The following is a 13,285-nucleotide window of genomic DNA, read 5'->3' as shown; positions in this document are numbered from 1 at the left end:
TCAGCGGCGTGACGAAGCGTGCGGCGTTTTCGGTCAGCACTACCTGCACATCGGCGCCCGCATCGCGCAAGCGACGGGTCAACTCGGCCGCCTTGTAAGCGGCGATGCCTCCCGACACACCGAGCAAGACTCGCAGGTTGGCCAGAGCCGCAGCGCTCATGTAGGAATCAGCCGACATCGAAACGGGCCGATAGCTTACCGGAAATCGCGCGCTTTCCGATTACTCCGGTCGTCGTGCTTGCGCACACTTTGGCCCATGACGATCCGTGACTGGCCCAGCGACGAACGCCCACGCGAGAAACTCATCGGACGCGGTGCTGCTGCTCTGTCCGATGCCGAACTGTTGGCTGTCTTCATCGGCAGCGGCCGGCGCGGCATGACCGCCGTAGACCTGGGCCGCGAATTGCTGACCACGCATGCCGGACTGCGACCTCTGCTGGATCTGGAACCGTCCGTCCTGGCCGCGCAACCCGGCCTCGGCACGGCCAAGGCATGTGCGCTGCACGCCGCATTGGAACTGGGAAGGCGTTACCTAGCCAGCGAGTTGAACCGACCCGATGCCCTGATCCATCCTGCAGCCTGCGCCGACTACCTGCGCGCGCGCATCGGCGCGCATCCATATGAGGTGTTCGCCTGCCTGTTCCTCGACCAGCGGCATCGCGTGATCGCCTTCGAGGAACTGTTCCGCGGTTCGATCGACGGCGCCAGCGTGCATCCGCGCGAGGTGGTGCGTGCCTGCCTGCAGCACAACGCCTGTGCCGTGATCTTCGCCCACAACCACCCCAGCGGCGTGGCCGAACCCAGCGCGGCCGATCGCGCCATCACCCACCAGCTGCGCGACGCGCTGCAGCTGGTCGGCGTGCGCGTGCTCGATCACCTGGTCATCGGAGCGGGCGAACCGGTGTCGATGGCGGCCCGCGGGCTGATCTGAGCGCCCCGGAAAAAAAGCGGCGCTGGCTTCCGCCGCGCCGCTCAAGGCCGTTTTTGGGGAGGGTGGAGAACACGGTATCTCCGGGCGCCGGCATTCTCCGGGGAGGTCGTCCGCCGAACGCTGGCGCAGTGTGCTGGCGCCGCATGACAGCCGGATGACGCCCAGGCGGCGTTTTCCGTACGGGCAACCCCCTGAAACTTATGCACACTCGGCCGCGGGCCTGCGTTTGCAGCCCTCTCCTGCCTGACCAATCAACACCATCTCGCAAGATACGGATTTTCAAAGATAAAAATGCCGATACCGGCGATGCCGGCGCTATCGGTCAAGCCGCGAACACAACGACGCCGATCTTCCCCACAGAGTTATCCACAGGCGCATTCATGCGGCGCAGCAGCCCGCGCGGCAAGGCCGCGAGCGGCGAGGCGCTCTGTTAGCATTGGCGGTCCCATCGCTTTGCCCGACCGCACCCATCCGTGAAAGAACAGCTGCGCGACTTGCTGCTGCAGGCCATCCGTACCCTGCAGAACGACTCCCTCCTCGCTCCCGACCTCGCGATTCCGACCTTCGTGATCGAGCGTACGCGCAGCCGCGAGCACGGCGATTTCGCCAGCAACGCGGCCATGCTGCTGGTCAAGCACGTGACCGTTGGCGCGGGTGAGCCCCGGGCCAAGCCACGCGACCTGGCCGAAAAGCTGGTGGCTGCCCTGCCTGCCAATGCGCTGGTGGCCAAGGTGGAGATTGCCGGCCCGGGCTTCATCAATTTCTTCCTCTCGGCCCAGAGCTACCACGCCGAGCTGCGACGCATCCTGGCCGAAGGCGACGCCTACGGACGCAGCCGGACCGGCGCGGGCCACACCGCCGGCGTCGAGTTTGTCTCGGCCAACCCGACCGGGCCGCTGCATGTCGGCCACGGTCGCGCCGCCGCCATTGGTGACTGCATCAGCCGCCTGCTCGACGCCACCGGCTGGAACGTGAAGCGCGAGTTCTACTACAACGACGCCGGCGTGCAGATCGCCAACCTGGCGATCTCGGTGCAGGCGCGCGCGCGCGGCATCGCGCCAGACGACGCGCTGTGGCCCGAGGGCGGTTATCGCGGCGACTACATCGCCGACGTGGCCAACGCCTACCTCGCCGGCGACAGCGTCAGCGCCGACGGCCACACCGTGCTCGGCGCAAAAGACCCGGACGATCTCGACGCGATCCGCCAGTTCGCGGTGGCCTACCTGCGCCATGAGCAGGATCTCGACCTGAAGGCGTTCGGCGCCGCGTTCGACGTCTACTTCCTCGAATCGTCGCTGTACCAGGACGGCAAGGTGGAGGAGACGGTGCGCGAGCTCGTCGCCCACGGCCACACCTACGAAGAGGGCGGCGCGCTGTGGCTGCGCTCGACCGACTACGGTGACGACAAGGACCGCGTGATGCGCAAGTCCGACGGCACCTACACCTATTTCGTACCCGACGTGGCTTATCACCTGAGCAAGTGGCAGCGCGGCTACGAACGCGCGATCACCGAGCTCGGCTCGGATCATCATGGCTCGCTGGCGCGGGTGAAGGCCGGCCTGCAGGCGCTGGATGCCGGCATCCCGACGGGCTGGCCGGAGTACGTGCTGCACCAGATGGTCACCGTGATGAAGGGCGGCGAGGAGGTGAAGATCTCCAAGCGCGCCGGCAGCTACGTCACCCTGCGCGACCTGATCGACGAGGTCGGTCGCGACGCCACGCGCTACTTCCTGATCGCCCGCAAGAGCGACTCGCAGCTGGTGTTCGACGTCGACCTGGCGCGCTCCCAGTCCAACGACAACCCGGTGTACTACATCCAGTACGCACATGCCCGGGTCTGCTCGGTGCTGCGCCAGGCCGGCGAGAAGGGCTTCTCGGTCGACCTCGACCGCGGCCTGCAGCAGCTGGCGAAGCTGGACAACGAGCATGAGCAGATCCTGCTCACCGAGTTGTCGAAGTACCCCGAGATGGTCGAGGCCGCCGCGGCCAGCCTGGAGCCGCACGTGGTGGCTGGCTGGTTGCGCGAGTTGGCCAATGCGTTCCACACGTACTACAACGCGCACCAGTTCCTGGTCGACGACGACGACCTGCGCAACGCGCGCCTGGCGCTGTCGGTGGCGACCCGCCAGGTACTCAGGAACGGTCTGGATCTACTGGGCCTCGGCGCCCCGGAGAAGATGTAAATGGCAGCACGCAAAGGCAAGGGCCGTCAGGCCGTGCGCAACAAGCGCGGTGGATTTCCCGGCTGGGGCTGGGCAGCGATCGGCATCCTGGTCGGCGTGTTGCTGATGGTGGTGTTGATGCGCAAGTCGCTGCTGCCGATGGCGCCGACCGGCCCGCAGCCCAACCCGCAGGCCACCGCGCAGCGCGGCAGCGACCCGGGCGCGGTGGCGCCAGGTGCCGCGGCAACCACGCCGAAGAAGCCGCAGTACGACTTCTATTCGCTGTTGTCGGAAAAGGAAGTGCGCATCCCCGATGCGGTGATCAGCGCGCAGGCCAAGGCCGAGCAGCAGAAGCAGCTCGCTCAGCAGCAGGCGCTGGCGGCGCAGGCGGCCGCACAGCAACAGGCACAGCAGGCCCAGGCGATGGCGCGCGCGCCCGCCGCGGTCAGCGAGAACGTGCAGGCGGCACCGGCCAGCGCACTGCCCACGCCGGCCGCCGGCAGCGGTTACCTGCTGCAGGTGGGCGCATTCCCGGACAGCGCCGATGCGGAAAGCCTCAAGGCAAAGCTGGCGCTGCAGGGTTTCGTGGCAAACGTGCAGCCGGTCAAGGTGGGCGGGCAGACCTACCATCGGGTGCGCCTGGGGCCGTTCCGTTCGGCCACCGAGCTGGAGTCGACCAAGCAGCGGCTCGCCTCGGCCGGCATCAACGCAATCGCCCTGAAGGAAGGGCACTGAGCTCCCCCTCCCGCCACGAGCACCACCTCATGCACGCCAAGACCGCCCTGATCACCGGTGCCACCTCCGGCTTCGGCGCCGCGACCGTGGACCGTTTCGTCGCCGGCGGCTGGCGGGTGATCGCCACCGGCCGTCGCGCCGATCGCCTGCAGAAACTGGTCGACCGGCATGGCGGCGACCATGTGCACGCGCTGGCTTTCGACATGCGCGACGAGCAGGCCATGCGGGCAGCGATCGCCGGCCTGCCGGCAGCGTTTGCCGGCGTCGACCTGCTGGTCAACAACGCCGGCCTGGCGCTGGGCACCGCGCCCGCGCAGCACGCGGACCTGGCGCAGTGGCGACAGATGATCGACACCAACATCACCGCGCTGGTGACGATCACCCACCTGCTGCTGCCCACGCTGATCGAACGGCGCGGCGCGATCGTCAACATCAGCTCGATTGCCGGCACCTATCCGTACAAGGGCGGCAACGTCTACGGCGGCAGCAAGGCGTTCGTGAGCCAGTTCACCCAGAACCTGCGCACCGACCTGCACGGCACCGGCGTGCGGGTAAGCTCGATCGAGCCGGGCATGGCGCAGACCGAGTTCACGCTGGTGCGCACCGGCGGCAACCAGGACGCATCGGACCAGCTCTACGCCGGCGCCCAGCCGATCACCGCGACCGACATCGCCGAATCGATCTGGTGGATCGCCACGCTGCCGCCGCACCTCAACATCAACCGGCTCGAAGTGATGCCGGTGAGCCAGTCGGCGGCCGGATTGCAGGTGCATCGCGACGCCTGAGCCCCGCGCCACGCGACGGCCCGCGCGGCCAGAGCGAACCCCGGGACGGACCGCTCAATCGCGGTGCACGTCATGCGTGACGAAAGGCTGCTCGGGCGTGGGTGCATCGAGCCAGTGCGGGTGGGCCAGCGTGTGGCGCATGTCGTCCAACCCGCTGCGCCAGTGCTGGCGCATGCTGCTGGCGCTGAACTCGTAGTCCTTGTAATGCCCCTCGTAAGGCTTGTTGCGGTAGATCAGGTGCACCAGGTTGGTCAGCGCACCGGAGGCGCGCGCCTCGGCACGCCGGAAGGCGAGATCGCCCCGCCGCCCCTCCGGCACCAGCGCCATCAGGTCGTGCAGCAGCCGCTGCTGTTCAAGGTCCCGGCGCATGTATTCGGTGACCAGGCGGGTGCGACTGGAGAACTGGATGTCCTTGCTGCGCGCCGCGACCTGCGCCAGGTCGTGCGGCAGTTCGCCCTGCGCACTCCACAGATCCACCTGGAAGATCAGCGCATCGTGGCAGGGCCGGTCCAGCAGCACCTGGTACAGCGGCGTGTTGGAGACCATGCCGCCGTCCCAGTAGAACTCGCCGTCGATCTCCACCGCGGGAAAGCCCGGCGGCAGCGCGCCGGAGGCCATGAAGTGCTCGGCACGCAGTGTCTGCCGGGTGTTGTCGAAATAGGCGAAATTGCCGGTGCGCACGTTGACCGCACCCACCGACACGCGCATCGCCCGTGCGTCGTTGAGGCGATCGAAGTCGACCAGCCGCTCCAGCGTGGCGCGCAGCGGTGCCGTGTCGTACCAGCTTGCCGTGCCGGGGCCGCGGCGCCACGGAGCGAACGGCGGCGCCGGCATGCGCGGCAGGAAAAACCCCGCCTGCCCTTCAAACATCGTGCGCAGCGCAGCGATCCCGCTCAGCCCGTTCTGCACCAGCAGCGGCCAGGCCGCGCCCTCGAGCGGCATCGCCCAGGGCGCAGGCAGCAACGGGCGCTGGCAGATCGCGTCCCAGAAGGCGCGCAGCTTCGCCACGCGTTCGGCGGGCGGATTGCCGGCGATGATCGCCGCGTTGAGCGCACCGATCGAGATGCCGGCGACCCAGTGCGGCTGCACGCCTGACTCGGCCAGCGCCTCGACCACGCCCGCCTGATACGCGCCCAGCGCGCCGCCGCCCTGCAGCACCAGCGCCACGGTGGGATAGGTTCCCTCGACCCGCTCGGCCAGCGTCGCGTGCGGGGACTGTCGCGGTGCATCCATGGTCATCTCGCCTTGCCTGCGCCGCGGCCGGGTGACTACTGCATGTACCAGCCGTGGCTGACCACGAACGACTGGCCAGTCAGCGCCGCCGACGGGAAGGTGGCCAGGTACAGCGCGGTCTGGGCGATGTCTTCCACCGTAGTGAAGGTGGCATCCACGGTGTCCTTCAGCATGACGTTCCTGATCACCTCGGCCTCGCTGATACCCAGTTCCTTCGCCTGCTCGGGGATCTGCTTCTCCACCAGCGGGGTGCGCACGAAGCCGGGACAGATCACGTGCGAGCGCACGTTGTGCGGCGCGCCCTCCTTGGCCAGCGTGCGCGCCAGGCCGAGCAGGCCGTGCTTGGCGGTGACGTAGGCAGATTTCAGCTTCGACGCTTCGTGCGAGTGCACCGATCCCATGTAGATCACGATGCCGCCGCGATCGCCCCCGTACATGTGCTTGAGCGCGGCCTTGGTGGTGAGGAAACCGCCGTCGAGATGGATCGCCAGCATCTTCTTCCAGTCGGCGTAGGCAAACTGGTCGATCGGATTGATGATCTGCACGCCGGCATTGGAGATCAGGATATCCAGCTGGCCGAACGCCTCCACCACCTTGTCGGTGCCGGCATTCACCGCCGCCTCGTCGGTGACATCCATCGCGATGCCGATCGCCTTGCCGCCGGCGGCACGGATCTCCGCCGCCGCCGCGTCCGCGGCCTGCTGGTTGATGTCGGCAATGCCGACCGCCGCGCCGTTCTTCGCGTACAGCTCGGCGATCGCCTTGCCGATGCCGCTTGCCGCGCCAGTGATCAGCGCGACCTTGCCGGAGAGATTCGTCATGACTTTTCCTTATCGCAGGGGAGACGTGGGATGCGGCCCGGATGATCAGTCCGATTCGGGGGCGAGGTACGTGTACGCGGTGAGCCCGCCGTCCAGGATGTCGTACAGCCGGCCGGCCGCCTCGCCCTCGATGCCCGCGGCGGCGATGCGCTCGCGGTAGCTGCGGCGCAGGCTGGCCAGGTCGTAGCCGACGTAGTCGAGCATCAGGTCGGTGGTATCGCCACGACGCTTGTGTGCGAACACGAAGCCGTCACCGTCGGCGCGCACGTTGACCGCGTCGGTGTCGCCGAACAGGTTGTGGATGTCGCCCAGCGTCTCCTGGTACGCGCCGACCATGAACAGGCCCAGGCAATAGGTTTCGCCCGCCTTGAGCGCGTGCAGCGGCAGGCTCACGTCGACCCCTTCGGCATCGACGTAGTGGTCGATGCGGCCGTCCGAATCGCAGGTGAGGTCGACGATCACGCCGCGGCGGGTGGGCTCCTCGTTCAAGCGGGCGATCGGGGTGATCGGGAAGATCTGCTCGATCGCCCAGATGTCCGGCACCGATTCGAACACCGAGAAGTTGACGAAGTACTTGTCGACCAGCTTCTCGTCCAGCTCGTCCAGCGCCTGCCGGTGCGCGCGCTCGGCCGGCAGCAGTCGGGCGCGCACGGCGTTGGCCACGGCGTAGTAGAGCTCGTCCAGCCGCGCGCGGTCGGCCAGCGCCAGCTGGCCCAGCGCGTACAGCGACTGGCCTTCGGCCAAATGGTGCTGGGCCTCGTGGTACAGCTCCAGCGGCGGGCGCGCATCGAGCTCGGCATGCACCTCGCGCAGGTGGCGCAGCACTGCTGGCTCGTCCGCCCGCGGCGGCGGCACGTCACCGTGGGGCACGCTTTCCACCTCGCTCACGTCCACCACCAGCACCGCATGGTGCGCGGTCATGGCGCGGCCGGCCTCGGTCAGGATGTGCGGCGCGGGCAGGTGCTCGGCCGCCACCGCCTCGCCCAGCGACTGCACGATGGTGGCGGCGTACTGCTCCATCGAATAATTGATCGAGTTGTGGCTGCGCGAGCGCGAGCCCTCGTAGTCCACGCCCAGACCGCCGCCGACGTCGACGATCTCCAGCGGCACGCCCATCCGGCTCAGCTCGACGAAATAACGAGTGGCCTCCCGCATGCCGTTGGCGATGTCGCGCACGTTGGATATCTGCGAGCCCATGTGGAAGTGCTGCAGCTTCAGCGTGTGCTTGAGGCCGGCCGCATCGAGCCGCTCCACCAGCGTGAGCACCTGGCTCGGCGAGAGGCCGAACTTGCCCTTGTCGCCGCCGGTGTTCTGCCACTTGCCGGCGCCGATGGAGGCGAGTCGCACGCGCACGCCCAGCAGCGGCTCCACGCCCAGCGCCTTCGCCTCGGCGAACACGTGGTCCAGCTCGGACAGCTTCTCGATCACGATGTGCACGCGCAGGCCGAGCTTCTTGCCGATCAGCGCGAGGCGGATGTACTCGCGGTCCTTGTAGCCGTTGCAGATCACGATGGAACCAGGCCGCGCCATCGCCAGCACCGCCATCAGCTCGGGCTTGGAGCCTGCCTCCAGCCCGAAGCCCTCGGTGCCGGCGTGCACCAGCTCGCTGACCACGCTGTGCTGCTGGTTGACCTTGATCGGGTAGATCGCGGTGTAGCCGCCGGCGTACCCGCTGTCGGCAATCGCCTTGGCGAACGCCGAGCGCATGCGCGCCAGGCGGTCGGCCAGGATGTCGGGAAAGCGCACCAGCAACGGCAGCCGCAGGCCCTCGTTGCGCGCCTGGCGCACGATCTGCGGCAGCGAAAGCGTGGGCCCTTTCGCGCCGTGCGGGCGCATCACGATGTCGCCGGCGTCGCTGACGTCGACGTAGCCATCGCTCCAGTGGGCCACGGCGTAGGTGTGGCGGGCGACGGCACTGTTCCAGGAACTCGCCATGGACGGGGTCTCCTCGGGCAAACGGGACTTGAAGTCGCAGCGGCGAGCCTTGACGGGGTGCTCGATGGGAGCGCGAAGCCTCGCCGGCCGGAAGCCTCGCACGCCGCGGGGCCGGAAGGGCTTGTCGGCACGCCGCCGGCACCGGGGCCGGGCGAACCGAGGCGCCATTGTAACGGGCCGCCATGACCAAAGTACGGCAGCAGCCGCAGTACCTTCACCCGCGAACTCGCTACAATTGCCGGCCTTTGCGGAACCCCATCCCTTTCGTGTCATCAGGAACAGTCGTCATGTCGCAGCAGCCCAGCTGGTTCACCGAAGCCCATCAGGCCTCCGGCTCCTCGATCGGTTACCGGATCGAAAAGCAGCTGCATGCCGAGCAGACGCCGTTCCAGACCATCGAGATCTACCAGACCACCGACTGGGGCAAGCTGATGGTGATCGACGGCTGCGTGATGCTGACCAGCCGCGACAACTTCCTCTACCACGAGATGATGACCCACCCGGCGCTGTTCACCCACGCGCGCGCCAAGCGGGTGGTGATCATCGGCGGCGGCGACTGCGGCACGCTGCGCGAGGTGCTCAAGCACGAGGAAGTGGAGTCCGCCGTGCAGGTGGAGATCGACGAGCGCGTCACCCGGCTGGCCGAGGAGTATTTCCCCGAGCTGTGCGATGCCAACCACGACCCGCGCGCGCAGCTGCTGTTCATCGACGGCATCAAGTACATGGCCGAGGCCGAGCCCGAGTCGCTGGACCTGATCATCGTCGACTCGACCGACCCGGTCGGCCCGGCCGAGGGCCTGTTCAACGCCGCGTTCTACGGCAGCTGCTTCAAGGCGCTGCGCCATGGCGGCATTCTGGTGCAGCAGTCGGAGTCGCCGATGGCGCACCTGGACCTGATCAAGTCGATGCGCTCGGCCATGCGCACCGCCGGCTTCGCGGCCGTGCGCACGCTGCCGTTCCCGCAGCCGTGCTACCCCACCGGCTGGTGGAGCTGCACCATGGCCCGCAAGGGCGGCGACCTGGGCGGTTTCCGCGAGCGCGGCGCGGCGGCGAAGAACTTTGCCACCCGCTACTACAACGCCGATATCCACAAGGCGGCGCTGGCGCAGCCGGAGTTCATGCGCGAAGCGCTGGGCGAGTAAGCCGGGACACCCGCCTCAGAACATCTTGCTGCGCACCTTGGGCATCACCACCAGCACCAGCGTGGCGATCGGCCCCAGCACCAGCGAAAGCAGGAACCAGAGCAGTCCGCTGCGGTTCTTGCCCTGGGCGAGTCCGGCGTTGATCAGCGCCAGCGTGCCCCAGCCGACGAACCAGGGTGCCGCAGCGCTATCGAGATGGTTGAAGGTGTCCACGTACGTCTCCCGCGTCATCGAAATGCCCACGCGCGGGGGCGCGCGGCTAAAGACACCGGATGGTAACAAGCCCACGGCGCTCCTCCCGCGCCGCGCCGCCGGCGGATCAGCCGCACTTCATGCTGGGCCGGTAGGCTGTCGCCTTTGTGCGCCACCCTGACGTGCAATCTTGAGGAGTAGTTCGATGCGCGTTCGTTTCTGGTCGATGCGTTTTTGGTCGATGCGTTCCTGGTCGATGCTGTGGCTGGCCCTGGCCACTGTCGTGCCGGCCGCAGCCACGGCCAGCGATAGCGCGCTGGCGCAGGCGCGCAACCAGGCCCTGCTGGCCTACCAGCGCGACCTCGTCAGCGTGCTGGCGCCGCGTGCCGATGCGATGCCGCTGCTGGGTGCCGCACTGCTGGCGCGACCGCTGCCGGACCAGCCCAAGTACAACGACTTCCACAGCCTGATAGAGCGTGCCTCCCAGGCCGAAGACGCCGGTGCCGCCGTGCAGTGGGTGCACCTGACCGACTGCGACGCACGCGCCGGCAGCTGTCCCGACGCCGAGGCGCTGGCCCGCCTCACCCGCGACGACGGCGACAACGCTGCGGTGTGGCTGATCAAGCTCGGCGCCGACAGCGGCGCAGGCAACGAGAGCGAGGCCCGCGAGGACCTGCGCCGCGCCGCGACGGCGCGCCTGTACGACGACTACACCGGCACCAGCCTGAAGGCGCTGGCCACCACCGCCGGCACGCTGCCGGCCCCGGCCGCGGCGCTCGATCCCGCCGCGACCGCCGGCGCATATGGGGTACAGGTGGTTCTGGTGTACGGCCTGGCCGGCCTGCAGCCGCAACCGCAACCGGGCATGCAGGCGGCCGCGCGGCTGTGCCGCGATGGTCGCGACGACGACGCGACCCGGCAGCAGTGCCTGCGGCTGGCGCGGGTGCTGGAGTGGGGCTCCAGCCCGCTGGCGCGCTCGCTGGGGCTGCACCTGCGCGAGACGCTGGCCGCGGATCCGGCCGAGCAACAGGCCGCCGTGGCCGAGCGTGCGAACCTCGCCTGGCAGGTGAAGAACTTCGCCGCGCTGCTGTCGCGGGCGCCGCAGGACCGTGCCCTGTCCCAGCACCTGCTGGCGCTGGCCCGCAGCGGCGGCACCGAGATGAGCAGCATGCTGGCGGCACTGCGCGACGCCGGCATAGCCGCGACTGCGCCTGCCGCGGATGCCTCCACCGCACCTGCAACGGCTACCTCGAGCCACTGACCGGCAGGCCCCGCAGCGGATCGTCGCAGCGGGCTTCCCGCCCGCGGCTGCCCGTTCCCCAGCGCCGGTTCTCACAGTAGGCTTGCCGCACCTACCCGCGGGGAGTCACGCCGATGCTTACGGTGCTGGTGGCAAGCAGCAAGGGCGGTTGCGGCAAGAGCACACTGGTGACCCAGCTGGCCTCGCACTGGGCGCAATCGGGCAAGCGCACGGCGATCGTCGATGCCGACCGGCAGCACTCCAGTTTTCGTTGGGCCGCGCGGCGACCGGACAGCGTGCCCGGGGTGCTGGCGATGGAAGGCGGTCGCAAGGCGCTGCAGAAATTGCCCGGCGACACCGAGCGCACCCTTGTCGACACCCCTGCCGGCGTCACCGAGCGCGATCTGGAGCCGTACCTGGATGCCGCCGACGTCCTGCTGGTCCCGGTGCTCCCCTCCAGTTTCGACATGGATGCCACGCTCGCCTTCATCGGCGAGCTGCAGCAGATCAACCGGATCAAGCGCGGCAAGCTGCCGGTGGCGCTGGTGGCCAATCGGCTCAAGCCGTGGACCCACGCCAGCCAGGACGCGGTGACGCAGCTGGCCGAGGTCTCGCCCTTTCCGATCGCCGCGCAGCTGCGCGACAGCCAGGCCTACGTGCTGCTGGCGGCGCTGGGCAAGGGCATCTTCGACTACCAATCGGAAAACGTGCGCAGCCATCAGGATGACTGGAAGGCGCTGCTGCGCTGGATCAAGCGCGCCATTTAAGGCACGTCCCCGAGCCCCGGCGTCGCACAGCGGCGCCTCATCCACCGGAGTTTCCCCATGCACGAATTGATTCTCTTGCGCCACGCCGAAGCGCTGCCCGCCGGTGATGGCGACGATGACCAGACGCGTCGCCTCAGCGGACACGGCGAGCAGGAAGCGCGCGCCGCCGGCCACTGGCTGTCCAGCCACGGTGCGCGACCGCAGCGCGTGCTCTGTTCGCCGGCCGAGCGCACCCGCAGCACCGCCAGCCTCGCACTCGAGGCGCTTGGCGACAGCCCCGAGCTGCAGCTGGCCGACGAGATCTACGACGCCACGCCGGGCGAGCTGCTGGCCCTGCTCGACCAGCACGGCGACGCCGGCACAGTGATGCTGGTAGGCCACAACCCCGGCATCGAGCGCCTGGTGGCGCTGCTGGTGGAAGGCCGCTCGGACGAGTTTCGCGGCATGCCGCCGGGCGGGCTCGCGGTGCTGCACCTCAACGGCACGCTGGAGCCGGGCAACGCGCGGCTGGATGCCTTCTGGTCGCCATGACGCGCGCGGCGCGGCCGCTGCTGCTCGTGCTGATGCTGCTGGCGTGCGCCTCGGTCCGCGGTGCCGATTACCGCATCGATACCGCCCGCTCGCACGCCGAGTTCAGCGTGCGGCTGCTGTGGGTGCGCCAGATCAACGGGCGCTTCACCGAGATCCATGGCGAGGTCACGCTCAGCCCGCTGCGCGACAGCGCGGTGGTCGAGGCCACGGTGGCGGTGGACAGCGTCGCGATGGCCTCGGCGCGACTTCGCCGCTGGGTGCTGGACCCGGAGTTCTTCGACGTGCGGCGCTTTCCGCAGATCCATTTCGTTTCCGCGCCGCTGGCAGTGCGCTCGCTGGACCGCGGCGGCGAGTTGCCGGGCTGGCTGACCATGCGCGGGGTGACCCGGCCGGTGCAGTTCCGGCTGGAGCCGGCCAGCTGCACCCTTGCTCGGGGCAGCGTGTGCCGGATCGAGGTGCGCGGCAGCGTGCACCGCAGCGACTACGGCATGGACGGCCACAGCACCGCGGTGTCGGACACGGTGCAGCTGGGACTGCTGATCACGCTCGACCCGGCCTAGCGATGCCGTGAGCCAAGCGGGCCCGCATGGCATGCCTGGCCAGCGCGGCCCGGTGAGCCGGCCGGCTACCGCCACCTCGCCGTTTCGACGGGCATCACGCGCTCTTCGCCGGCCCGGCCGTTCACGCACGGCCGGCGCGCCGGCCCGGCCGACGCCACCCGCCTTCCCCGTCGCGCGCGCAAGCCGGGCCAACGGTGCCGGCAAGCCAGCATCAGACTGGCCGGCGCAGTGGCGCACAGGCCGTATCATGC

General features: G+C 68.9%; 14 protein-coding genes. 9 read left to right on the top strand and 5 right to left on the bottom strand.

Features of this window, described 5'->3' with window-relative positions; all coding sequences use genetic code 11:
- A partial coding sequence (locus VFG40_RS12305) for a flavoprotein (RefSeq protein WP_414649295.1) occupies positions 1-160 on the bottom strand: 160 nt, incomplete at its 3' end.
- A 96-nt stretch (positions 161-256) separates the two neighbouring features.
- Here VFG40_RS12305 and radC point away from each other — a divergent pair.
- The 4 genes from radC (at position 257) to VFG40_RS12285 (ending at position 4,613) form a co-directional block, all read left to right on the top strand.
- Positions 257-931: a RadC family protein gene (radC, locus tag VFG40_RS12300; protein WP_324897848.1), complete on the top strand. Its 675-nt coding sequence runs from the start codon at positions 257-259 to the stop codon at positions 929-931.
- 473 nt (positions 932-1,404) lie between these two features.
- On the top strand, positions 1,405-3,114 hold the full coding sequence (gene argS / locus VFG40_RS12295) for an arginine--tRNA ligase (RefSeq protein ID WP_324897846.1): 1,710 nt from the start codon (positions 1,405-1,407) through the stop codon (positions 3,112-3,114).
- Positions 3,115-3,828 carry an SPOR domain-containing protein gene (locus VFG40_RS12290; protein ID WP_324897843.1) on the top strand — a complete coding sequence of 238 codons (714 nt, stop codon included), beginning with the start codon at positions 3,115-3,117 and terminating at the stop codon, positions 3,826-3,828.
- A gap of 29 nt (positions 3,829-3,857) precedes the next feature.
- Entirely contained in the window at positions 3,858-4,613 is a 756-nt protein-coding gene (locus VFG40_RS12285) for an SDR family NAD(P)-dependent oxidoreductase (RefSeq protein WP_324897841.1), read from the top strand.
- 54 nt (positions 4,614-4,667) lie between these two features.
- On the opposite strand, the gene VFG40_RS12280 is transcribed toward VFG40_RS12285, so the two are convergent.
- The 3 genes from VFG40_RS12280 to speA are packed head-to-tail and all read right to left on the bottom strand — an operon-like array spanning position 4,668 to position 8,602.
- A complete protein-coding gene (locus VFG40_RS12280; protein WP_324897840.1) occupies positions 4,668-5,846 on the bottom strand; it encodes a patatin-like phospholipase family protein in 1,179 nt (392 codons plus the stop codon).
- Between the two features lie 35 nt (positions 5,847-5,881).
- Positions 5,882-6,667 (bottom strand): 3-hydroxybutyrate dehydrogenase, encoded by a 786-nt coding sequence (locus tag VFG40_RS12275; RefSeq protein WP_324897838.1) that lies wholly within the window; start codon positions 6,665-6,667, stop codon positions 5,882-5,884.
- A gap of 45 nt (positions 6,668-6,712) precedes the next feature.
- Positions 6,713-8,602, bottom strand: coding sequence for a biosynthetic arginine decarboxylase (speA, locus tag VFG40_RS12270; protein ID WP_324897836.1), 1,890 nt, complete (start codon positions 8,600-8,602; stop codon positions 6,713-6,715).
- A gap of 287 nt (positions 8,603-8,889) precedes the next feature.
- On the opposite strand from speA, the gene speE reads away from it, so the two are divergent.
- Positions 8,890-9,744, top strand: a complete 855-nt coding sequence (gene speE / locus VFG40_RS12265) for a polyamine aminopropyltransferase (protein WP_324897834.1) — start codon at positions 8,890-8,892, stop codon at positions 9,742-9,744.
- Between the two features lie 15 nt (positions 9,745-9,759).
- On the opposite strand, the gene VFG40_RS12260 is transcribed toward speE, so the two are convergent.
- Positions 9,760-9,975: an antitermination protein NusB gene (locus tag VFG40_RS12260; protein WP_324897832.1), complete on the bottom strand. Its 216-nt coding sequence runs from the start codon at positions 9,973-9,975 to the stop codon at positions 9,760-9,762.
- A gap of 166 nt (positions 9,976-10,141) precedes the next feature.
- Here VFG40_RS12260 and VFG40_RS12255 point away from each other — a divergent pair, with 166 nt between their 5' ends.
- The 4 genes from VFG40_RS12255 to VFG40_RS12240 all read left to right on the top strand — a co-directional run bounded on the left by VFG40_RS12255 (position 10,142) and on the right by VFG40_RS12240 (position 13,034).
- Complete coding sequence (locus VFG40_RS12255) at positions 10,142-11,197, top strand: hypothetical protein (RefSeq protein ID WP_324897830.1); 1,056 nt, start codon at positions 10,142-10,144, stop codon at positions 11,195-11,197.
- Between the two features lie 113 nt (positions 11,198-11,310).
- Entirely contained in the window at positions 11,311-11,943 is a 633-nt protein-coding gene (locus VFG40_RS12250) for a nucleotide-binding protein (RefSeq protein ID WP_324897828.1), read from the top strand.
- Between the two features lie 57 nt (positions 11,944-12,000).
- On the top strand, positions 12,001-12,474 hold the full coding sequence (locus VFG40_RS12245; protein ID WP_324897826.1) for a SixA phosphatase family protein: 474 nt from the start codon (positions 12,001-12,003) through the stop codon (positions 12,472-12,474).
- A complete protein-coding gene (locus tag VFG40_RS12240; RefSeq protein ID WP_324897824.1) occupies positions 12,471-13,034 on the top strand; it encodes a YceI family protein in 564 nt (187 codons plus the stop codon). The genes VFG40_RS12245 and VFG40_RS12240 overlap by 4 nt, the downstream gene beginning before the upstream one ends.
- Positions 13,035-13,285: the final 251 nt, after the last annotated feature.

Origin of the sequence: Dyella sp. (genome assembly GCF_035685805.1) — a bacterium.
Lineage (GTDB): Bacteria > Pseudomonadota > Gammaproteobacteria > Xanthomonadales > Rhodanobacteraceae > Dyella_A.
This window is presented reverse-complemented; position numbering and strand designations above follow the sequence as displayed.